General features: G+C 72.3%; 20 protein-coding genes. 11 read left to right on the top strand and 9 right to left on the bottom strand.

From position 1 onward, the window contains the following. Positions 1-8 precede the first annotated feature (8 nt). Genes ACYVKZ_RS08735 through ACYVKZ_RS08710 form a run of 6 tightly spaced genes read left to right on the top strand, consistent with a single transcriptional unit; the run spans position 9 to position 4828 of the window. On the top strand, positions 9-863 hold the full coding sequence (locus ACYVKZ_RS08735) for an alpha/beta fold hydrolase (protein WP_460991865.1): 855 nt from the start codon (positions 9-11) through the stop codon (positions 861-863). After that, positions 860-1330 (top strand): 4-carboxymuconolactone decarboxylase, encoded by a 471-nt coding sequence (gene pcaC / locus ACYVKZ_RS08730; protein WP_460991760.1) that lies wholly within the window; start codon positions 860-862, stop codon positions 1328-1330. The genes ACYVKZ_RS08735 and pcaC overlap by 4 nt, the downstream gene beginning before the upstream one ends. Then, the gene (locus tag ACYVKZ_RS08725) at positions 1327-2574 is read left to right on the top strand and encodes a thiolase family protein (protein ID WP_460991759.1); all 1248 of its coding nucleotides are present in this window, start codon (positions 1327-1329) and stop codon (positions 2572-2574) included. The genes pcaC and ACYVKZ_RS08725 overlap by 4 nt, the downstream gene beginning before the upstream one ends. 10 nt (positions 2575-2584) lie before the next feature. Next, positions 2585-3253 carry a 3-oxoacid CoA-transferase subunit A gene (locus tag ACYVKZ_RS08720; protein ID WP_460991758.1) on the top strand — a complete coding sequence of 223 codons (669 nt, stop codon included), beginning with the start codon at positions 2585-2587 and terminating at the stop codon, positions 3251-3253. Positions 3254-3257: 4 nt separating this feature from the next. Then, positions 3258-3965 (top strand): 3-oxoacid CoA-transferase subunit B, encoded by a 708-nt coding sequence (locus tag ACYVKZ_RS08715; protein WP_460991757.1) that lies wholly within the window; start codon positions 3258-3260, stop codon positions 3963-3965. Positions 3966-3997: 32 nt separating this feature from the next. Next, a complete protein-coding gene (locus ACYVKZ_RS08710) occupies positions 3998-4828 on the top strand; it encodes an IclR family transcriptional regulator domain-containing protein (protein WP_460991756.1) in 831 nt (276 codons plus the stop codon). Positions 4829-4870: 42 nt separating this feature from the next. Here the strand turns inward: ACYVKZ_RS08710 and ACYVKZ_RS08705 are convergent, their stop codons facing one another. The 3 genes from ACYVKZ_RS08705 to ACYVKZ_RS08695 form a co-directional block, all read right to left on the bottom strand. Continuing rightward, positions 4871-5575, bottom strand: a complete 705-nt coding sequence (locus tag ACYVKZ_RS08705) for an ABC transporter ATP-binding protein (protein WP_460991755.1) — start codon at positions 5573-5575, stop codon at positions 4871-4873. Further along, positions 5572-6714, bottom strand: a complete 1143-nt coding sequence (locus ACYVKZ_RS08700) for an ABC transporter permease (protein WP_460991754.1) — start codon at positions 6712-6714, stop codon at positions 5572-5574. The genes ACYVKZ_RS08705 and ACYVKZ_RS08700 overlap by 4 nt, the downstream gene beginning before the upstream one ends. Before the next feature lie 147 nt (positions 6715-6861). Then, complete coding sequence (locus ACYVKZ_RS08695) at positions 6862-7437, bottom strand: TetR/AcrR family transcriptional regulator (RefSeq protein WP_460991753.1); 576 nt, start codon at positions 7435-7437, stop codon at positions 6862-6864. 112 nt (positions 7438-7549) lie between these two features. On the opposite strand from ACYVKZ_RS08695, the gene ACYVKZ_RS08690 reads away from it, so the two are divergent. From ACYVKZ_RS08690 to ACYVKZ_RS08675, 4 genes are all read left to right on the top strand, one after another. Beyond that, complete coding sequence (locus tag ACYVKZ_RS08690) at positions 7550-9010, top strand: benzaldehyde dehydrogenase (RefSeq protein WP_460991752.1); 1461 nt, start codon at positions 7550-7552, stop codon at positions 9008-9010. A gap of 81 nt (positions 9011-9091) precedes the next feature. Beyond that, positions 9092-9268, top strand: coding sequence for a hypothetical protein (locus ACYVKZ_RS08685; RefSeq protein ID WP_460991751.1), 177 nt, complete (start codon positions 9092-9094; stop codon positions 9266-9268). After that, positions 9265-10047 (top strand): cytochrome b N-terminal domain-containing protein, encoded by a 783-nt coding sequence (locus ACYVKZ_RS08680; RefSeq protein ID WP_460991750.1) that lies wholly within the window; start codon positions 9265-9267, stop codon positions 10045-10047. The genes ACYVKZ_RS08685 and ACYVKZ_RS08680 overlap by 4 nt, the downstream gene beginning before the upstream one ends. Continuing rightward, complete coding sequence (locus tag ACYVKZ_RS08675; protein ID WP_460991749.1) at positions 10044-11069, top strand: hypothetical protein; 1026 nt, start codon at positions 10044-10046, stop codon at positions 11067-11069. The genes ACYVKZ_RS08680 and ACYVKZ_RS08675 overlap by 4 nt, the downstream gene beginning before the upstream one ends. Positions 11070-11183: 114 nt before the next feature. Here the strand turns inward: ACYVKZ_RS08675 and ilvD are convergent, their stop codons facing one another. Then, positions 11184-13073, bottom strand: a complete 1890-nt coding sequence (gene ilvD, locus ACYVKZ_RS08670; protein WP_460991748.1) for a dihydroxy-acid dehydratase — start codon at positions 13071-13073, stop codon at positions 11184-11186. A 76-nt stretch (positions 13074-13149) separates the two neighbouring features. On the opposite strand from ilvD, the gene ACYVKZ_RS08665 reads away from it, so the two are divergent. Continuing rightward, entirely contained in the window at positions 13150-14064 is a 915-nt protein-coding gene (locus ACYVKZ_RS08665; protein WP_460991747.1) for a helix-turn-helix transcriptional regulator, read from the top strand. A 187-nt stretch (positions 14065-14251) separates the two neighbouring features. Here the strand turns inward: ACYVKZ_RS08665 and ACYVKZ_RS08660 are convergent, their stop codons facing one another. From ACYVKZ_RS08660 to ACYVKZ_RS08640, 5 genes are all read right to left on the bottom strand, one after another. After that, the gene (locus ACYVKZ_RS08660; protein ID WP_460991746.1) at positions 14252-16117 is read right to left on the bottom strand and encodes an HNH endonuclease signature motif containing protein; all 1866 of its coding nucleotides are present in this window, start codon (positions 16115-16117) and stop codon (positions 14252-14254) included. A 48-nt stretch (positions 16118-16165) separates the two neighbouring features. Further along, complete coding sequence (locus tag ACYVKZ_RS08655) at positions 16166-16846, bottom strand: VOC family protein (RefSeq protein WP_460991745.1); 681 nt, start codon at positions 16844-16846, stop codon at positions 16166-16168. Between the two features lie 28 nt (positions 16847-16874). Beyond that, a complete protein-coding gene (locus ACYVKZ_RS08650) occupies positions 16875-17645 on the bottom strand; it encodes an ANTAR domain-containing protein (RefSeq protein ID WP_460991744.1) in 771 nt (256 codons plus the stop codon). Between the two features lie 122 nt (positions 17646-17767). Beyond that, positions 17768-19354, bottom strand: a complete 1587-nt coding sequence (locus ACYVKZ_RS08645) for an aldehyde dehydrogenase family protein (RefSeq protein ID WP_460991743.1) — start codon at positions 19352-19354, stop codon at positions 17768-17770. Beyond that, the gene (locus ACYVKZ_RS08640) at positions 19351-20145 is read right to left on the bottom strand and encodes an HD domain-containing protein (protein ID WP_460991742.1); all 795 of its coding nucleotides are present in this window, start codon (positions 20143-20145) and stop codon (positions 19351-19353) included. The genes ACYVKZ_RS08645 and ACYVKZ_RS08640 overlap by 4 nt, the downstream gene beginning before the upstream one ends. Between the last annotated feature and the right edge of the window lie 100 nt (positions 20146-20245).

Genomic DNA, 20245 nt, shown 5'->3' with positions numbered 1-20245 from the left:
ACGTGAGCATGCCGAAGATCAAGGCCGTGCGGCTCAGCCCGCGCGAGCAGCTCGGGGACAAGGAGCTCGTGGTGCTCGGGCCGTCGCTCGGGACCTCGACCGTCATGTGGGACGACGCCGCGCGCCTCCTCGGCGGCGACTACGACATCCTCGGCTGGGACCTGCCCGGCCACGGGATCTCGCCCGCCGCGGACCCGGACACGGAGTTCAGCATCGGGGAGCTCGCGGACGCGGTCGTGGCCCTCGTCGACTCAATCGTCCCAGCCCGTGGTGATGGACGGCCGGTCCGCTTCCACTACGCCGGCGACTCCGTGGGCGGCGCGACGGGCGCCGAGCTGGCCCTGCGGCACCCCGAGCGCCTCCTGAGCTTGGCGATGTTCTGCTCCTCGGCCCGCTTCAACGGCGCCGAGGGCTACGCGGAGCGCGCCGACCAGGTCGCGAAGCAGGGCACGGCCGTCCGCCTGCAGGCCTCGGCCGAGATCTGGTTCGCCCCCGGCTTCCTGGGCTCCCACCCCACCGAGTCCTCGCGCCTCCTCCACACCCTGCGCGACGCCGACCGGTTCGGCTACGCCGCGGTCTGCCGCGCCATTGCCGCCTACGACGTCCGCGACCGCTTCGGCGAGATCGCGGTGCCGTTCCTCGCCGTGGCCGGCGAATTCGACTCTGTCTGCCCCATCGCCGATGCCCGGTGGATGGCCGAGCACGCGCAGGACGGCACCGCGGTCGAGGTCCCGGGCGTGGCGCACATCGCGCCCACCGAGGACCCGGCCCTCGTCGCAGACCTGCTCCGCAAGCACTTCGCCGCGGCCGCCCGCACGGTGAGTGGCGTGGACGGATCCGGAGCCGGGCAGGAGGCGCGATGAGCCACCAGCAGGCCGGCGAGAACTGGGTCCCGCAGGAGCAGGCCGGGGCGGTCCAGCCCGACGCGACCCAGCGCGAGCTGTACGACGGCGGCCTGGCCGTGCGCCGCGAGGTGCTCTCCGACGAGCACGTGGACCGCGCCAACGCGAACACCACCGAGTTCACGGCGGAGTTCCAGAACATGATCACCCGCATCGCGTGGGGCGGCATCTGGACGCGGCCCGGCCTCAGCCGCCAGATGCGCTCGGTCGCCGTGCTCACCGCGATGATCGCGCACGGGCACTGGGACGAGTTCGCGATGCACGTCCGCGCCGCCCTGAGCAACGGGCTCACGCGGGACGAGATCAAGGAGGTGATCCTGCAGAGCGCGATCTACTGCGGGGTCCCCTCGGCCAACACCGCCTTCAAGGTGGCCCAGAAGACCCTCGACCAGATTGATGCAGACAGCACAAAGGACTCGAACTCATGACTGACGCGTTCGTCTACGACGCCATCCGCACCCCGTTCGGCAAGTTCGGCAGCGGCCTGGCCGGCGTCCGGCCCGACGACCTCGCGGCCCACATGGTCCGCTCGATCGTGGACCGTGCCCCGGGCCTGACCCCCGAGGCGCTCGAGGGCTCCGACGGCGAGCCCGGTGCGATCGACGAGGTCATCTTCGGCAACGCCAACGGCGCCGGCGAGGAGAACCGCAACGTGGCCCGCATGGCCACCCTCCTCGCGGGCCTGCCGGTCTCGATCCCGGGCACCACGGTGAACCGGCTCTGCGGCTCCTCCCTCGACGCCGCGATGATCGCCTCCCGCCAGATCCAGGTGGGCGACGCCCAGGTCATGCTCGTGGGCGGCGTCGAGTCCATGTCCCGCGCGCCCTGGGTCCTGCCCAAGACCGAGAAGCCCTACCCGGCCGGCGACATGACCCTCGCCTCCACCACGCTCGGCTGGCGCCTCGTGAACAAGAACATGCCCGCCGAGTGGACTGTCTCCCTCGGCGAGGCGACCGAGCAGCTGCGCGAGCGCTTCTCGATCGGACGCGACCGCCAGGACGAGTTCGCCGCCCGCTCCCACAACCTCGCCGACGCCGCGTGGGACGCCGGCTTCTACGACGACCTAGTGGTCCCGGTGCCCGGCACCGACCTCACCCGCGACGAGGGCATCCGGCCCGGCTCCTCCGCCGAGAAGCTCGCCGGGCTCAAGACCGTGTTCCGCAAGGACAACGGCGACCGCTCGGGGACGACGGCGGGCGGCACCGTCACTGCCGGCAACGCCTCCCCGCTCTCCGACGGCGCCTCCGCCGTCCTGCTCGGCTCCGAGGCCGCCGCGGGCACGCTGGGCCTGGAGCCGATCGCGCGCATCGCCGGCCGCGGCGCCGCCGCCAACGAGCCGCAGTACTTCGGCTTCGCGCCCGTCGAGGCCGCGAACCGGGCCCTCGCCAAGGCGGGGATCGGCTGGGAGGAGGTGGGCGCCGTCGAACTCAACGAGGCCTTCGCCGCCCAGTCCCTCGCCTGCGTGGACGCGTGGAAGATCGACCCCGAGATCGTCAACCAGCACGGCGGCGCGATCGCCATGGGCCACCCGCTGGGCGCCTCCGGCGGCCGCATCCTCGGCACGCTCGCCCGCTCGCTCCAGCGCAGCGGCCAGCGGTGGGGCGTCGCCGCCATCTGCATCGGCGTGGGGCAGGGCCTCGCGGTGGTGCTCGAGAACGTGAACGCGAAGTAGGGGGACCGGCATGGCACACACACTCGAATTCAAGGACACCGCCGCGGAGGCCGTGGCGGGCGTCCAGGACGGCTCGACCGTGATGATCGGCGGCTTCGGCAACGCCGGGCAGCCGTTCGAGCTCATCGACGCGCTGCTGCAGTGCGGCGCGAAGGAGCTCACGGTGGTGAACAACAACGCCGGCCAGGCGGACGAGGGCCTAGCGCTCCTCATCAAGGAGGGCCGCGTGAAGAAGATGATCTGCTCCTTCCCGCGGCAGAGCGACTCGTGGCACTTCGACGCGAAGTACCGCGCGGGGGAGATCGAGCTCGAGCTCGTCCCGCAGGGCAACCTCGCCGAGCGCATCCGTGCGGCCGGCGCCGGGATCGGCGGCTTCTTCACCCCCACCGGCTACGGCACCATGCTCGCCGAGGGCAAGGAGACGCGCTTCCTCGACGGGAAGTGGCAGGTCTTCGAGACCCCGATCCACGCCGACGTGGCCCTCATCAAGGCCCTCAAGGCGGACGGCAAGGGCAACCTCGTCTACCGCAAGACCGCCCGCAACTTCGGCCCGATCATGGCCGCCGCCGCGAAGCACACCGTGGTGCAGGTCGACGAGGTCGTGCCGGTCGGCGGGCTTGACCCCGAGAACGTCATCACTCCGGGCATCTATGTCAACACGATCGTGAAGGTGGGCTGAAAGCATGGGCGAGCAGACGACGTCGGACCTCACCTCGGCGGGCACCGCCTCGGGCACCGTCCCCCAGACCGGCGAGGCCCCGCTGGGCCGGGACGACATGGCCAAGCTGGTCGCGAAGGACATCGCACCGGGCTCCTTCGTGAACCTCGGCATCGGCCAGCCCACCAACGTGTCCAACTACCTCACCGAGGAGCAGGACATCACGCTGCACACCGAGAACGGGATGCTCGGCATGGGCCCCGTCGCGGTCGGCGACCAGATCGACCAGGACCTCATCAACGCGGGCAAGATCCCCGTCACCGAGCTGCCGGGTGCGAGCTACTTCCACCACGCCGACTCGTTCGCGATCATGCGCGGCGGCCACCTCGACGTGTGCGTGCTCGGCGCGTTCCAGGTGTCCGCGACGGGGGACCTCGCGAACTGGCACACCGGCGCCCCGGACGCGATCCCGGCCGTGGGCGGCGCGATGGACCTCGCGACCGGCGCGAAGGACGTCTACGTGATGATGACGCTGCTGACCAAGGACGGGAAGTCCAAGCTCGTCCCCGAACTGACGTACCCTGTGACCGGCGTGGGCTGCGTGACCCGGGTGTACACGGAGAAGGCGGTCTTCCTCATCACGGAGGAGGGCGTGCGCGTCCGCGAGACGTTCGGCATCAGCTTCGAGGACCTCCAGGGCCTCGTGGACGTGCCGCTGCTGCCCGCCGCCTGAGCCCAGAGCAGCCTGCCAGCAGAGAGGAACCCGTGGCCGAACCCCCGGTGGTCGAGCGGAACGACGCGGAGCCGCGACCCGGCGACGCGTTCGTGCAGTCGCTCGCGCGCGGGCTCGCCGTGGTCCGCGCGTTCGACGCCGAGCACCAGGAGATGACGCTCTCGGAGGTCGCCGCGCGGACGGCGCTCACGCGGGCCACGGCACGCCGGTTCCTCCACACGCTCGTCGAGCTGGGGTACGTGCGCACGGATGGGCGGACCTTCGCGCTCACCCCGCTCGTGCTCCAGCTCGGCTACGCCTACCTCTCCGGCCAGCAGCTGCCCGAGCTCGCCCAGCCGATCCTCGAGGAGCTCTCGCACCGGCACGGCGAGTCGACCTCGCTCGCGATCCTCGACGGCACCGACATCGTGTACCTGGCCCGGATCCACACGCGCCGGATCATCTCGGTGGGGATCTCGCCGGGCACGCGGTTCCCTGCGCACGCAACGTCGATGGGCCGCGTCCTGCTCGCCGCCCTCCCGCCGGCCGAGCTCGCCGCCTACTTCGCCCGCGCGGAGCTCACCCCGCTCACGCCGCGCACCCTGACCTCGCGCGAGGCGATCGAGGCCGAGGTGGGCCGGGTGCGCGAGGCGGGGTACGCCGTCGTCGACCAGGAGCTCGAGGTGGGCCTGCGTTCGCTCGCGGTCCCGGTGCTGGGGGCGCACGGACGCACGCTCGCCGCGATCAACATGGCGCTCTCCGCGCGGATCGACGGCGACGGCCGGGATGCGGGGCGAGACGCCGAGCTCGCGCGCCTCGTGCCCGAGCTGCGCGCCGCCGCGGTGTCGATCGCCGAGGCGGCCCGCGCGGTGGGGGCCGCCTGAGGCGACCGCGCGGGCTCCCCGGGCATCCCGGGACCCGGCGCGTCAGGCCGGCACGCCTGCTTCCGCCAGGCGGCCGTCGGACATCTCGAGCACCCGGTCGCAGTGGACCAGGACATCCCGGTCATGCGTCACCATCACCACGGCCGCGCCCGACTCGCGGGCCTGGTCCGCGAGGAGCGAGACGACCTCGTGGCTGCGGCGGCGGTCCAGGGCGGCCGTCGGCTCGTCGACGAGCAGCAGGCTCGGCCGGTTGACCAGGGCCCGGGCGATCCCCACCCGCTGGCGCTCACCGCCGCTGAGCTGCCCGGGCCGGTGGTCCGCCCGGTGCGACATGCCGACGGCCTCGAGCAGGGGCCTGGGATCCAGCGAGCGGTTCCCCGCCAGTCGTCCCGCGAGGCGGAGCTGGTCGGCGGCGGTCAGCGCGGGAATCAGGTTCGCCGACTGGAAGACGAAGCCGATGTTCGCCAGCCGGAACCGGGCCGCCGCTCCCTTCCCGAGGCCCGCCACCTCCGTGCCGTGGACGCGCACGACGCCGGAGGTCGGCTTCGCGAGCAGGCCCGCCACCGCGAGCAGCGAGGATTTGCCGGAACCGGACGGACCCACGATGGCCGTGAACCCGCCCGGCTCGACCCGCAGGTCCACCGAGTCGAGGGCGCGGACCTTGCCGTCGCCGTCGCCGAGCTCGAGCACGAGGTCCGAGACCTCGAGGGCGGGCACAGCCGTGGATGATGCTGAGGGCGTGGTCATCGGTTTCCTCCGAGCGCAGTGATGGGATCGACGCGCGTGATGCGCAGGACGGCAACGGCCGCGCCGAGCAGCCCGAGCACCCCGGTGAGCGCGGTCGCGATGCCGATGGGGGCCGCTTCGAGGGCGAAGGGGACGGCGTCCGGGATCATGGCCCCGAAGCCCACGCCGACAGCGACGCCGAGGGCCGTGAAGCCGAGGAGCAGGAGGGCGCCCTGGGCGAGCCCGTCGCGCAGGAGGTAGCCGCCCGAGGCGCCCATGGCGCGCAGCACCGCGATCTCCTGGGTGCGCTGGATGGTCCAGACGGTGAAGAAGGCGCCGACCACGAGCGCGCAGATGGCGTACAGGAAGACCTGGATCATGCTCAGCGTGAGGGTCTCCGCCTCGTAGCCGGGGGACGCGTTGAACGCCTGCGTCTTGGTCATCGTCATGGTGCCCGCGCCGGCGTCGAGGGCGGCGTAGTCGGGGGACCGGCCGGGTGCCGCCTTGAGTGCCACCACGCTCGAGTACGGGTAGTCGGCTGCGTCCACCTGGGCCTGGGTGGGTGCGCCGGGCTTGGCGGTCGCGGAGGCGAGCAGCCGCCACGTGCCGATCGGGAGGTACGCGACGTCGACGTGGCCGAAGGTGGCCTGGCCGTCGGTGAAGCCGGCGACCGTCAGGATGGTCCCGATCCGGTCCAGCGTCACGGTGTCGCCGACCGCCACGCCCTTGGCCTTGAGCGTGGACGAGACGACGATCCCCTCGGGGGCCCCGAGTCCCTTCCCCTCGGCCGCGGCCGGGGCGAGGAACCCGGTGGGCTGCACGCCGAAGAGGGTCAGGTCGACCTGGTGGCCCGAGGACGTGGTGCCGTTGACGATGCTCACGCCCATCGGCTCGGCGTGCTCGATCCCCGGCGCGTCCCGCCAGGCCTGGAGCTGCTTGCCGTCCACGAGGGAACGGCTGAAGGCGTTGTCCTTGATGGTGCCCTTGTCGAAGGCGAACGCGGTGGCGCTGAGGGACTTGAGCCCGGAGACGCCGTCGTTGACGAGGCCGGAGGAGAGGCCGGAGAGCAGGACGACGAGCACGGCGATCAGGGAGATCACGGCACCCATGAGGGTGAACCGGCCGCGGGCGAATCTGAGTTCGCGCAGAGCGAGGAACATGTCACTTCCTTGGAGGCATCTTTCCGACTTGGTGTCGGAATCATGCCGACAGTATGTCAGCTACTGGGCGACTTCGGCAAAAAGGGAGAGCCGGCTCGCGGATGCGCGCGGCCGGGGAAGCGGCCCCTCAGGGCCCGGAGGCGGGCGTCAGGCGGGCAGGCCCCGGGTGAGGAGCTGGAACGCCGAGTCCGCCACGGCCCGATGGTCGGCCCCGTGCTCGACCAGCTGGACGCCGGCGCCGAGCACGCCCTGCGCGAGGTAGGCCCACAGCGTGGCGTCGGAGTGCCCCAGTTCGGCGAGCGTCTGCTCGAGGGGCCGGAACAGGGCGGCGTGCAGGGCGCCGATGTCCTCGCGCCGCTTCGGCGTCAGCTCGGCCTCCCGCAGCGAGGTGGCGAGCCCGTGCTTCCCGTCGGCGGTCATGCGCAGGGTCGCCTCGACGTAGACGCGCAGCCGCTCGAGTCCCGGCGCGGCCTCGGCGAGCTCCACGCCGATCTCCTCGTTCCACTGCTCGAAGGCCCGCAGGGCGACGGCCACCAGCAGGTCGTCCTTGGACGGGAAGTAGTCGTAGAAGCTCGAGCGGGCGAGGCCGGCGCGCTCGGTCACGGCGCGAGGAGTCGCCGCCGCGAGGCCGCCCTCCAGGAGGACCGCCTCGGCAGCCCGGATCAGTGCCGTGCGCTGGGCGTCGCGGTGCTCGGCGACGGTCGGGGCGGAGATCTTCGGCACCGGACCATTATGGGTCCCCGCGCGCCATCATCAGCCCCCGGGCGCCGGCGCCGTCCGGGGCGAGGGGCGCGGGTTTAGGCTGAGGGGAACCACGGCGACAGGGAGGTCACCCATGGCACTTCTCGATGACGCCGCCCTGTGGGGCGGCAAGGTGAACATCGGCGGCTGGACGGAGGCGGCGGGCGGCACGCACGACGTCGTCGAGCCCGCCACCGGGGCCACGCTCGGCTCGGTGGGGACGGCCTCGCGCGAGGACGTCTACCGGGCCGCACGGGTCGCGGCCGAGGCGCAGCTCGCGTGGGCGGCCAGGAAGCCCGAGGAGCGGGCCGCGGTGCTGCGCCGGGCCGGCCAGCTCTGGGAGGACCACGGGGCGGAGATCCAGGACTGGATCGTCCGGGAGTCCGGGGGCATCCCGCCGAAGGCGCAGCTCGAGACGCACATCGCCGCGAACGAGTGCTACGAGGCCGCGGCCCTGCCCTCGCACCCGCACGGCGAGGTCCTGACCTCGGACGAGGACCGGTGGTCCTTCGCGCGGCGGCGGCCCGTCGGCGTCGTGAGTGTGATCGCGCCGTTCAACTTCCCCCTCATCCTCTCCATCCGCTCGGTCGCGCCGGCGCTCGCCCTCGGCAATGCCGTGCTGCTCAAGCCGGACCCCCGCACCGCGGTGTGCGGCGGTGTGGCGCTCATGCGCGTGTTCGAGGAGGCGGGACTGCCGGCGGGCGTGCTCTCCCTCCTGCCCGGCGGCGCCGAGACCGGCCAGGCCGTGGTCGAGGCGCCCGAGGTGCGGGTAGTCTCCTTCACCGGCTCCACGGCCGCGGGCCGCAAGGTCGGCGAGGCGGCGGCGCGGCTGCTCAAGCGCGCGCACCTCGAGCTCGGCGGCAACAACGCGCTCATCGTGCTCCCGGGCGCCGACCTCGCGAAGGCCGCGTCCGCGGGCGCCTTCGGGTCCTTCATGCACCAGGGCCAGATCTGCATGACCACGGGTCGGCACTTCGTCCACGAGTCCGTGTACGAGGACTACATCTCCGCCCTCGCCGAGAAGGCCGAGCACCTTCCCGTGGGCGATCCGGCCACCGGGCACGTGGCGCTCGGCCCGATCATCGACCAGAAGCAGTTGGACCGCATCCACGGCATCGTCGAGGCCTCTGTTGCCCAGGGCGGGCGGCTCGCGGCCGGCGGCAGCTTTGAGGGGCTCTTCTACCGGCCCACCGTCCTCGCGGACCTCGACCTCGACAACCCCGCGTTCGCCGACGAGATCTTCGGCCCCGTGGCTCCCGTCACGCGGTTCACGAGCGTGGACGAGGTCGTGGACCTGGTCAACGCCAACGAGTACGGCCTCTCCGTGGGCATCCTCGGCGACGTCGGCACGGCGATGCAGATCGCCGACCGTGTCCACTCCGGCAAGGTGCACATCAACGAGCAGACGGTCTCGGACGAGGCCAACGCCCCGTTCGGAGGCGTGGGCGCCTCGGGGACCGGGGCCCGGTTCGGGGGCGCCACGGCCAACATGGACGCGTTCACCGAGGTCCAGTGGCTCACCATGCGCCCGGAGATCGCACCGTACCCGTTCTGAGTCCTGTGAGTTCGCCCGGAATGTGCCCCGGCGGGCCGAAAGCCCCTAGGTAGGGCGGCGGCGCGGGCGGACCGTGATGGCGTGGACACGCCACTCACGGCCCTCGCGGCCGCCGTCCGGCTCCAGGCCGGCGGCATCTACCTCGGATGGGGTTCCTTCACGGTCCAGCTCGGGAACCTCATCGTCATCCTCGCGATGATCGCCCTGTTCGTCGCAGCGCTCCTCCTGCCGTTCCCCGGTGGGAAGGACAGGCCATGACCGCGCAGTCCCCGCATCCGGAGCCCGGGGGCCGGATCGTGAACTGGACCGGACGGCTCAGGGGCTGGGGCGTCCGCACCCTGCCGCCGGATCGGCTCCTCCCCGAGACCCAGCCCAGCTATGTCGCGTCCTGGATCTACGTGTTCGGGATGGGCGCGATCGCGGCGCTGGCCTACGTGGTGGTGTCCGGGCTGGTGCTCGCGCTCAATGGGCCCTCGTGGTACCACGTGTCCGCGTTCGGCCACTTCGTCAACAGCACCCACCTGTGGGCGGTCGAGCTGTTCTTCATGGCGATGGTCATCCACCTGTGGGGCAAGTTCTGGATGGCATCGTGGCGCGGCGGCCGCGCCCTCACCTGGATCACGGGAGTGATCGCGTTCGTCGTCTCGATCGTCACGGCGTTCACCGGGTACCTGCTCCAGACCAACTTCGACTCCGAATGGATCGCCTTCCAGGCGAAGGACGCCCTCAACGCCGTGGGGGTCGGAGCGTGGTTCAATGTGGCGAACCTCGGTCAGGTCCTCATGTGGCACATCGTGCTGCTGCCGCTCGCGGTGGGCGCCGTCGTGGTGCTCCATGTGCTCCTGGTGCGCGTGCACGGAGTCGTCGCGCCGCTCGAGGCCGCCGAGACCGACGCGCAGCTGAGGACCGATTCCGAGCTGAGGACTGACGCCGAGTTGAGGACCGATTCCGAGTTGAGGACCGACGCCCAGCTGGGCGGGATGCAGGCCCGGGACTCTCAGACGATCCCCGACGCCGGGACGGGCGGCGCGGCATGACGACCACATCCCGGCCGCCTGCCGCCGGACCTGAGCGGCACGGCAGGTCCGAGCAGCGCCGGCCGCACTCCCGCACGCCGCGCATGCTCGACCGCAGGCGCGACCTCGACCGAGCCCCTTGGCGCGGAGCCGTCCGCGAGTACGACCTCGTCAAGGAGCTCGTCTACGCGCTCGTTGTCATCGGAGTGCTCACGGTGGGGCTCGCCGCCGTGGTCGGATCGCCGGACGATGCCCCGGTGACGTTCGCCTCGTGGGCCGGCGCGGCGCCGTCGGATTTCGTGGCGACGGCCACCGCCGAGCTCGGCGGCACGAGCGACACCGCCCAGTACGGACCGCCGTACAACGCCACCCAGGGTGCGAGCCAGACGCTCGGGCCGATCGACCTCCAGAGCCTCTCCGGCGTCCGCCTGCCGGTCGACACCGCCCAGGACCTCGTGGTGGCCCCCCTCGAGACGCTGCCGCAGCCGCCGTCGGCCCTGTCCGCCTGGACGGGAGCCACCGACAAGCAGCGGGCCGCGTGGACCGCCGCCTACTCCGACGCGCTGTCCAAGGCGCCGGACGGCGATCCGGCCAAGGTCCCGTCCGGCGACTACGGCCCCGTGCCCGCGCTGGCCGACGCGCTGCTCGGCATGGCCCGCTCGGGAGCCCTCGACCGGGTGCTCGACGGTGGGACGGCTGGCGGAACGGCCGCCGGCCTCGACCGTACCCGGACCGAGCTGTTCCTCGGCGACGGCTCCTACTTCAAGGGCCTGGCGGACAGCCAGCACCTCACCGGCGACCAGTGGGGCATGATGAACGAGACCGGCAACTACCCGGGGCAGTCCTGGCTGTGGCTCTTCTCCTTCTGGTACCAGATCCCGCCGTTCAACGGACTCGCCAACGCGGACCTCGTGGTCATCGGGATCATGGTGGTCCTGACCCTGGCGCTGATGTTCCTGCCGTTCATCCCGGGGCTGCGGTCGATACCCCGGATCATCCCCCTCCACCGACTCATCTGGCGGGACTACTACCGACGTCGCTGACCAGGGCGTGGGCTGTGCGGGCCCAGTGGCGTGCAGAACGACACAACTCAGGCGGCCCAGGCCCCGTTTCGGGGGCAGGAGCCGCCTGAGTTGTGTAGAAACGTCCGGGCTGCCTCAGCCGACGGGCTGGGACTGCGGCGAGGTGAGCCGGGTGAGGGCGTCAATGTCGCGCACCGCGCCCTTGTCCGCCGAGGTGGCCATCGCCGCGTAGGCGCGCAGGGCCGCCGAGACCGGACGCTCGCGGTGGGCCGGGTGGTAGCCGGTCGTGGCCTCGAGCCGCTCGCGGCGGGCGTCGAGCTCAGAGGCGTCGACCACGAGCTCCATCGAGCGGTTCGGGATGTCGATGCGGATCAGGTCCCCGTCCTCGACGAGCGCGATCGTGCCGCCCGAGGCCGCCTCGGGCGAGATGTGCCCGATCGAGAGGCCGGAGGTGCCGCCGGAGAAGCGGCCGTCGGTGATGAGCGCGCACTTCTTGCCGAGGCCGCGGCCCTTGAGGAACGAGGTCGGGTACAGCATCTCCTGCATGCCCGGGCCGCCCTTGGGGCCCTCGTAGCGGATCACCACGACGTCGCCCTCCTTGACCGTCTTGTTGAGGATCTTCTCGACGGCCTCCTCCTGAGACTCGCACACCACCGCGGGGCCCTCGAACGTCCAGATTGACTCGTCCACACCGGCGGTCTTGACCACGGCACCGTCCACCGCGACGTTGCCGCGGAGCACCGCGAGGCCGCCGTCCTTCGAGTACGCGTGCTCGACGGAGCGGATGCAGCCGCCCTCGGCGTCGGTGTCGAGCGAGGTCCACTCGTTCGACTGCGAGAACGCGGTCGAGGACCGCTGGCCGCCCGGCGCCGCGTGCCAGAGCTGCTGCGCCTCGTCGGTGGCCTTGCCGCTGCGGATGTCCCACGCGTCGAGCCACGAGGCGAGGTCGGGGGAGTGGACCGAGTGGACGTCCGTATGCAGGAGGCCGCCGCGGTTGAGCTCGCCCAGGAGGGCGGGGATGCCGCCGGCGCGGTGCACGTCCTCCATGTAGTACGTCTTGTCCTTGGCGACGTTCGGGGCGACCTTCGCGAGGCACGGGACCTTGCGGGACTTCGCGTCGATCTCGGCCAGGCCGTACTCGATGCCGGCCTCCTGGGCGGCGGCGAGCAGGTGCAGGATCGTGTTGGTCGAGCCGCCCATGGCGATGTCCAGGGCCATGGCGTTGTCGAACGCCTGCGCGGTGGCGATGGAACGCGGGAGGACGGAGTCGTCGTTGCCCTCGTAGTAGCGCTTGGCGAGGTCGACGACGGTGGCGCCCGCCCGCTCGTAGAGCGCCTTGCGGGCGGTGTGGGTCGCGAGGACCGAGCCGTTGCCCGGGAGCGAGAGGCCGATCGCCTCGGTGAGGCAGTTCATCGAGTTGGCTGTGAACATGCCCGAGCAGGAGCCGCAGGTGGGGCAGGCGTTCTGCTCGATGAGGTCGATGTCGGCGTCCGAGATGGACTCGTCCACGGCGTCGGAGATCGCGTTGACGAGGTCGAGGGAGCGGACCGAGCCGTCGGTGAGGGTGACGCGGCCGGCCTCCATGGGGCCGCCGGAGACGAACACCGTGGGGATGTTCAGGCGGAGCGCGGCCATGAGCATGCCCGGGGTGATCTTGTCGCAGTTGGAGATGCAGACGAGGGCGTCGGCGCAGTGGGCGTTGACCATGTACTCGACCGAGTCGGCGATGAGGTCGCGGGACGGCAGCGAGTAGAGCATGCCGCCGTGGCCCATGGCGATGCCGTCGTCCACGGCGATGGTGTTGAACTCGCGCGGCACCGCGCCGGCGGCCAGGATCGCGTCGGAGACGATGCGGCCCACGGGCGCGAGGTGGGTGTGGCCGGGGACGAACTCGGTGAACGAGTTGGCGACGGCGACGATCGGCTTCCCGATGTCCGAGTCGGCGACGCCGGAGGCGCGCATCAGTGCGCGGGCGCCGGCCATGTTGCGGCCATGGGTCACGGTGCGGGAGCGAAGAGCAGGCATGGCACGAGCGTTTCACGCGCGCGGGGGCGCCGCCAGACTGCGGTGGTACTAGTAGTGAGAGTGCTAGCGTTGAGGCGTGAGTCCAGACCCTTCCGCGCGCCGTACGGCTGCTGCGGGTCCGGAGCCGGTTGACCGCCAGGCGGCGAACCGCAAGGAACTGGGTGCCTTCCTGCGCTCCCGCCGCGAGCGGGCCGTGCGCGCCGACTACGACCTGCCGCCTGTGGGCCGCGGCCGCACCGTGGGGCTGCGGCGCGAGGAGGTCGCCTTCCTCTCCGGCGTCTCGGTCACCTGGTACACGTGGCTCGAGCAGGGCCGCGACATCCACCCCTCGCGCCAGGTGCTCGATGCCGTGGCCGTGAACCTGCGCCTCAGCGCCCCCGAGCACGACTACATCCTGGGCCTCAGCGGCTTCGCGCCGGCGCCCCGCGAGGTGCCCGGCACCCCGGAGCCCGTCCCCGAGCATGTCCAGCATCTGCTCGATGCACTGGACCCGTCGCCGGCGTTCGCCGTGACCTCGACGTGGGACATCGGCGCGTGGAACAGAGGGTACGAGGCGCTCTTCCCGGGCATCGCCACGGTGCCCGCCCGCGACCGGAACCTCCTGCGGCTCACCTTCACCGACCCGTATGTGCGCGGGATGCTGCCGGACTGGGAGGTCACGGTCCGCAGCTTCCTGGCCGACTACCGCGCCGAGGCGGGCTCGCACGCCGACCGGGCGGCGCACGTTGAACTCGTGACGCGGCTGCGCGAGGACTCTCCCGATTTCGCCCGCGCCTGGGACGACCACGAGGTGCGCCGCTTCGCCTCCCGTGCCCGGACCTTCCTCCATCCCGTGGCCGGACGGCTGGACTTCGAGCAGCACCAGCTCGTGCCCGCCGACGCCCCGTCCCTGCACATCGTCGCCTACCTCCCCGCGCCCGGCTCCGACACCGGGGCGCGGATGGCGAAGCTCGTGGGCGGTCGCACGGCAGGTGCCGGGCCCGCGGCCTGAACAGGGGTCTTCGGCCTCGGGGAGTGGCCCTAACGGGACGGGCTCTGACGGGACGGGTCCTGACGGGACGGGTCCTGACGGGACGGGCCACGAGGGGAGTGGCCGGATCGAGCGCAGGATCGAGCGCAGGGGCCATGGCCCGAGGGGCCCGAGAGCGTGTAGGGCCGGGCGCGGGGCCGGCCAGACCTCAGAACGGTGGCGGATCCTCGTGGTACGGGCGGGTGACGTAGCGGCGTCCTGAGGGCGCGGTCCACTCGAGCGTGCCCGGGGGCTCGGGCCCCGGTGGTGGCGTCTGTGGCGTGTGGCTCGGTGGCGCAGTTGGGTTCGGGCCCGGCCCGTGAGGAGGCGGTGCAGGCGGATCGTGGGGCGTCGTGGTGGCAGGCACCTCCGCGCCGGCTCCGAGGTGCCTGACCGTCCAGAGGCCGAGGCTCTTGAGGCGGTGGTGCTCGGGACACAGGAGGGCAAGGTTGCGGACGTCGGTCTGGCCGCACTCGTGCCATTCGACCGTGTGGTCGGCCTCGGTGGCGGCGGAGGGCTTGTCGCAGCCCGGGAAGCGGCACGTGGCGTCCCGCACCGTGAGGAACCGCCGCATGGCCGCGGTGGGCGCGTAGCGGATGCGGCCGATCGAGAGCGGCGAGCCGTCCCGGGCGCTCACCAGCAGCCGCGTCCAGGTCGAGGCCTGCGCGGCGAGGCGCCGCGTCGTCTCAGGATCGATGGGGCCGTAGCCGAGGATCTCGCCTGGGCCATCCCCGGTGCCATCAACGGTCGACGCCGGTGCGGTCACCACGAGCTGCAGGCGCACCCCGCCGAGCGGCGCCCAAGCCAACGGTGGCTCGGCCAAGGGGGCCTCGGCAAGCGGCGCCCAGGCCAAGGGCGGCTCAGCGCCTCCGGACGTACCGCTCGCAAAGTGGGTTCCGCCGACGGCTGGAGTGCTGCCGAGCTGCCGGCCGGGCCCGTGCTGCAGGAGGTCGGTCAGGACGTCGGCGCGGAGCTGGTTGATGGTGCGCGCCTCGGCGGGGGACTGGAGCGAACGCGCGATCGCCGTGAGGCGCGTATCGACCACCGCACCCACCTCGAGGGGGAGGAGCGCCGTGAGGTAGCACATGCCGTCGCCCGTGGGGGCCACGTCCACGCGGCGGTCGGCGACGGCTTTGGCCCGGCGTGCCGCGAGGGGCTCCTCGCAGTAGTCCTCTGCGAGGCGTCGCAGGCGCTGCCCCAGTGCGGGAAGGGTGGGCCGGCGGTCCGGGTCCTCGGGCGCAGCGATGGCGGCGGCTGCCGCTGCGAAGTCCGCGAGGCGCGTGGACGGGACCGGAATGGCGGCGTCGAGCACAGCGGCCGCCCGCTGGCGTGTGAGCCGCCCGGCCTTCATCGCGTCGAGGACGGGCGCCATCAAGGGATCGGCGAGGGCCCGGGCTTCCTCGACCCTCGCCCGCGCCGTCCGCTGGGACACGCGCAGCGCTGCGGCAATTTCGGAGGCCGCGAGAGGCGGGGCCTCGAGGCGCCGTTGGAGATCGCCTGATCTTTCGTGGAGCTGCACAAGCTCGGCCATGAGCCGGGCACGCTGGGCATCGAGGCGTGCCTGGTCGACCTCGGTCTCCTCGATGGCCCGCATGATCTCGGCGGCGTGTTCGAGCCGTAGGGCCCGCCGTGCCGTGGGGAGGTCCTCGCCGCAGCGGGGAGCGGGGATGCCGAGCGCCTCCCACTCGCCGGCCGTCACGGCGCTGGGGTCGAGGACCGCAGGGTCGACCACGGTGGAGCCCGCCTCCGTGGCTTCGAGGACGCGGTCCGCCGCCAGATGCGGGGCGACGATGGCGAGGACGGCCGGATCGAGCGACTCCGGCCCGATCTCCTGGCTGTCGAGTGCCTGCACCAGCGCGAGGTAGTCCTCGATCACCGGCAGCGCACCGCGGCCCTCGGCGCTGAACGGATCGACGAATCCGTAGTCCTCGTAGTCCTTCGCGAGCAGTTCCTCGTCCGGAGGAAGGCCGTCGAGGCTGACGGCTCGGGGTGCTCCCGCGCCCCGCTGCCTCCCGACCCCGCCCGTCGCCCCCATACCTCCATTTTAGAATACATATTCGATAAAGAACAGGGTTATTCGAAACTAAGACCGATACGGCTTCGAGCGGATCACGATGCCGGGGCTCGCCTCCAGCGATCCGGCGGCCCGTCCGGCGATGTCGACCGTGAGGCTCTGGCTCCCGCTCGGCACGGACGTGGGGAACCAGGGCCGGCCGGGGGCGACGAGGATCAGCAGGCCCTCGACGTCGCCCACCGGTTGGAAGGTCGGGACGCCGTCCCCGTAGGGGCGGACGCCGAACTCCGATTCGAGCCGCCCGGCGAGCGTCGGGACGGCGTCCGCCGCGATCCCGACCTCGCTGATGCACTGGATGTGGCCGGGGCCGAAGGGTCCTGTCCGGTCGTCCGGGATGTCCCGGCGGATGATGAATTCGAGGATGTTGCCGTCGGGGTCGGGGAAGTAGAGGGAGTGGGCGTTCCAGCGCGGCGCCGTCTCGAAGTCGTCCCTGCCGTCGGCATCGCGCAGGAGCGCCGCTCTGGGGGAGATCCATTGCTTCGCGGCGTCGAACATGAGCCGGGGAACGGTGAAGGCCAGATGCTGCCTGCCCGGGCCCGTGGGACCCCGGCGCAGCCGCAGGAGCGACGACCCCGCCCGGACGGCCAGTGTCCCGTCCTCACGGTGGGTGGGCAGCCCCAGCACTCCGCCATAGAACTGCTCCGCGCGGAGCAGGTCCTCCGTCTCGAAGGCCACCGAGACGATGCGCACGGCACCTCACCTCCCCCGGCGGAGAACCTCAGATGAACGTGGTCTTGGGGTCCTCGCTGCCGTACCGGGACAGGACCAGCGCGGCGACGTCCCGCAGCTTCTGGTTGCGGTTCATGGAGGCGTTCTTGAGGACCTGGATGGCCTCGTCCGCGGTGCAGTTGGACTGCGCCATGATCACGCCCGCGGCGAGGTTGATCGCGGTGCGGGACTCGAGCGCGGACTCGAGGTCCGACACGCGGTCGGTCTCCCGGGCGAAGCGCACCGCGAGGTGCACCGAGCGGGACGCCAGGGACGCGAGTTCCTCGGCGCGCGCGCGGAGCTCGTCGGGGAAGCCCCCGGGCTCGGCCGAGTAGCAGTTGAGGGCCGCCTCGGCGTCGGCCGCGGTGGGCAGCGGGATGGGGGTGGCGAAGACCGAGCGGAGCGGGGACCCGGCCACGGCGGCCCGGTAGCGCGGATAGCGGGTGGTGGTGCTCAGATCGGGGACGTAGACCGTGTGGCCAGTGCTCACGGCCTCGGAGCAGGGACCCTCGCCGCTCGCGTACTGCAGCTCGTCCATCGCGTCGGCGATCGGGTCGCTGCTTCCCGCGGTGGCGCGGCGCCCGTGCCGGCCCACGGTGACGCTGCACGTGACCGTGCCGGGAACGGTCGTGTCCTTCGAGAGGTCCTCGGCGGCGACCACGGCCACGCGCGCCAGGAACGTGGCAAGGTCAACGCTTCCGAGGAACAGGTCCAGGAGCTCGTCCTCCTGCGCCCGGGCCAGTACGGCTTCCGGACCCTGCCCGGCGATGGTCTCGTCCATGGGTCTGCCTCCTTGCGCGGGACCCTCATTCCGGCCCCTCGTGATGCGTTTCCCAGCCTACGCTGTTCCGCTCATCTCGAGGGGCCGTCCGCCCGGTATGACGGGGAGATGGCCCCTTCGGCCTACCCCGCCTTCCGGTGGATCGACTTGTAGGTCAGGTACGCGCCGAGGCCCTCGATTCCGTACTCCGTCCCGAGGCCGGAATCGTGACGGCCGCCGAACGGGGCCGAGTGGTTCGAGGCGAAGAAGTTGATGCCGATCGAGCCGGTGTCCACCCGGTCCGCGACGGCCAGGGCCGCCTCGGGGTCGGCCGAGAACACGAGGCCGCCGAGCCCGAACTCGGTGTTGTTCGCCAGCGCCACGGCCTCGTCGACCCCGCGAGCCGGCCCGGCGTCGTCGTACTTCAGGACCGTCAGGACGGGACCGAAGATCTCCTCCCGGGCCACGCGCATCGAGGGGGTGACATCGGCGAACACGGTCGGCTCCACGAAGAAGCCGCCCTCGAGGCCGCTTCCGGCCGCGAACGACGCCGCCCTGCCGCCGGTCGCTGCCCGCGCGCCTTCCGCGAGGCCGGACTCCACATACCCCATGACCGTGTCGAACTGGGACTTCGTGGCGCTCGGTCCGAAGACCGTGGCCGGGTCGAGCGGGTCGCCCTGCGGCGCCGCGGCGATGACCGACGCCGCCATGTCCACCACCTCGCGGTACCGCGACGCCGGCGCGAGGATGCGCGTGGAGATGTAGCAGGTCTGGCCCGTGTTGCGCATCGAGGACCGGATCAGAACCTTGGACATCGCGTCCAGGTCGGCGTCCGGCAGCACGATCGCGCTCGACTTCCCGCCCAGCTCGAGCGTCACCGGCCGCAGCAGCTCCCCGCACGCGGCCGCGATGCGCCGCCCCACCGGGGTCGACCCGGTGAACGCGACCTTGTCCACGCCCGGATGCTTGACGAGCACATCGCCCATCCGGCCCGACCCCGTCACGAGGTTCACGATGCCGGCCGGCACCCCCGCCGCCGCGACCGCGTCGACGATGAACCGGATCGACAGCGGCGTGGGCGAGGCCGGCTTGATCACCACGGTGCACCCCGCCAGCAGCGCCGGGGCGAGCTTGATGACCACGAGGTTGATCGGGAAGTTCCACGGCGCGATGAGCGCGCACACCCCCACGGGGTCGCGGCGCACCACGGACTCCTGGCCCGGGGCGAACGGGAACGGCCGCACGTCCTCGCGCTCGAGGTACTGGGCGAGGGTGGCGAAGTAGCGGAAGATCCCCGCCGCGTTCGCCGCAGCCCCGCGGGTCTCGGTGATCGGCGAGCCGTTCTCGCGCGTGTTCGTCAGCGCGAGGTCCTCGGCGCGCGACTCGATCTCGTCCGCGACCCGCAGCAGGTACGCCGCGCGCTCGGAGGGGGAGAGGCGGGGCCAGGGGCCGGCGTCGAACGCGTGGCGGGCGGCGCGCACCGCGGCGTCGACGTCCTCCGCGGACCCGTCCGGGACCTCGCCCCAGACCTCGCCCGTGGCCGGGTCGGTGACCGGGTTGCGGCCGGTGGCCCGTGCGGGGACCCACGCGCCGTCGACGAACATGTCGTCCACCCGGGTGTAGGGCAGGGAGAGGGCGGCGCGGCGCTCGCGGGCGTCGGGACCGGAGGCGGACGACGCCGGCCGCCCGCCTCCCGCGGTCGTGGCGCCGGTGTGCGTGGGGACAGTCATCGGAGCACTCCCGTCTGGAGTAGCGCGGTGGAGCGCGCGAGGTCGGTGGTGGCCATCTCGACGGCCGCCGCGGTGATGAGTTCGGGCACGATCTCGTCCGCGAGGCGGTCCGTGTAGGTGGCCGGGTCCATGCCGAACCACGAGGACGCGAGGGCGATCCCGGCGCGGTCGAAGCGCCAGAGCCGGTCGGCGTCGCGCATGAGGGCGTCCTCGAGGGAGTAGGCGACGTGGCGGGTGTCGTGCCCGTCGATGATCGCCGTGACGCGCTCGACGAACTCGTCCGCGTACCCGAGGCCGGGCAGCACCTCGCGGGCCACGAGGCAGCCCTGGTGCTCGTGCTCGTAGCGGATGGCGGCCTTGCGCCAGTCGCCGGTGAACCCCTCGGAGAGGATGCGGGACTCGTCGACGCGGGCCCAGCCGGTGTCGTGCAGGAGGGTCGCGACGAGCACGAGCTCGCGGTCCGCGCCCGCGTACGCGTCGCACAGGCGCTCGGCGTAGGCCACCGAGATGGGCAGGTGGATGTCGTTGCCGCGGGTGCGGGTGTACTCGACCACGGCCCTCCAGAGCGGGTCAAGGCGGCCGCCTGGGCCGGCCGTCCCGGGCGTCTCGCAGATGGGGCGGGTGTCCACGGGTCCCTCTGCCGGCACGGGCCGCACGGGGTAGGCGGCGGCGAACGCGTCGGCGCGGGCGGGATCAACGGCGGGGCCGCCGGCGGGCTCCCCGCTGGGCGGCGGTGCGGCGCTCGCGGGCGCGCTCGCCTCCGGCGAAGCAAGGGTGGGATGGTCAGTCATGGGGTCCTCCGGGGCAAGGAATTCGAGGATCGGCGCTCTGCCGGCATATGGGGGGCCGGACGGTCGGGGCCGGACGAGGGGTGGCCTGACGATCGGTGCC

The organism is Sinomonas soli, assembly GCF_054782415.1.
Note: the sequence above shows the minus strand (reverse complement) of the source record. Positions and strands in the feature narration are given on the sequence as shown.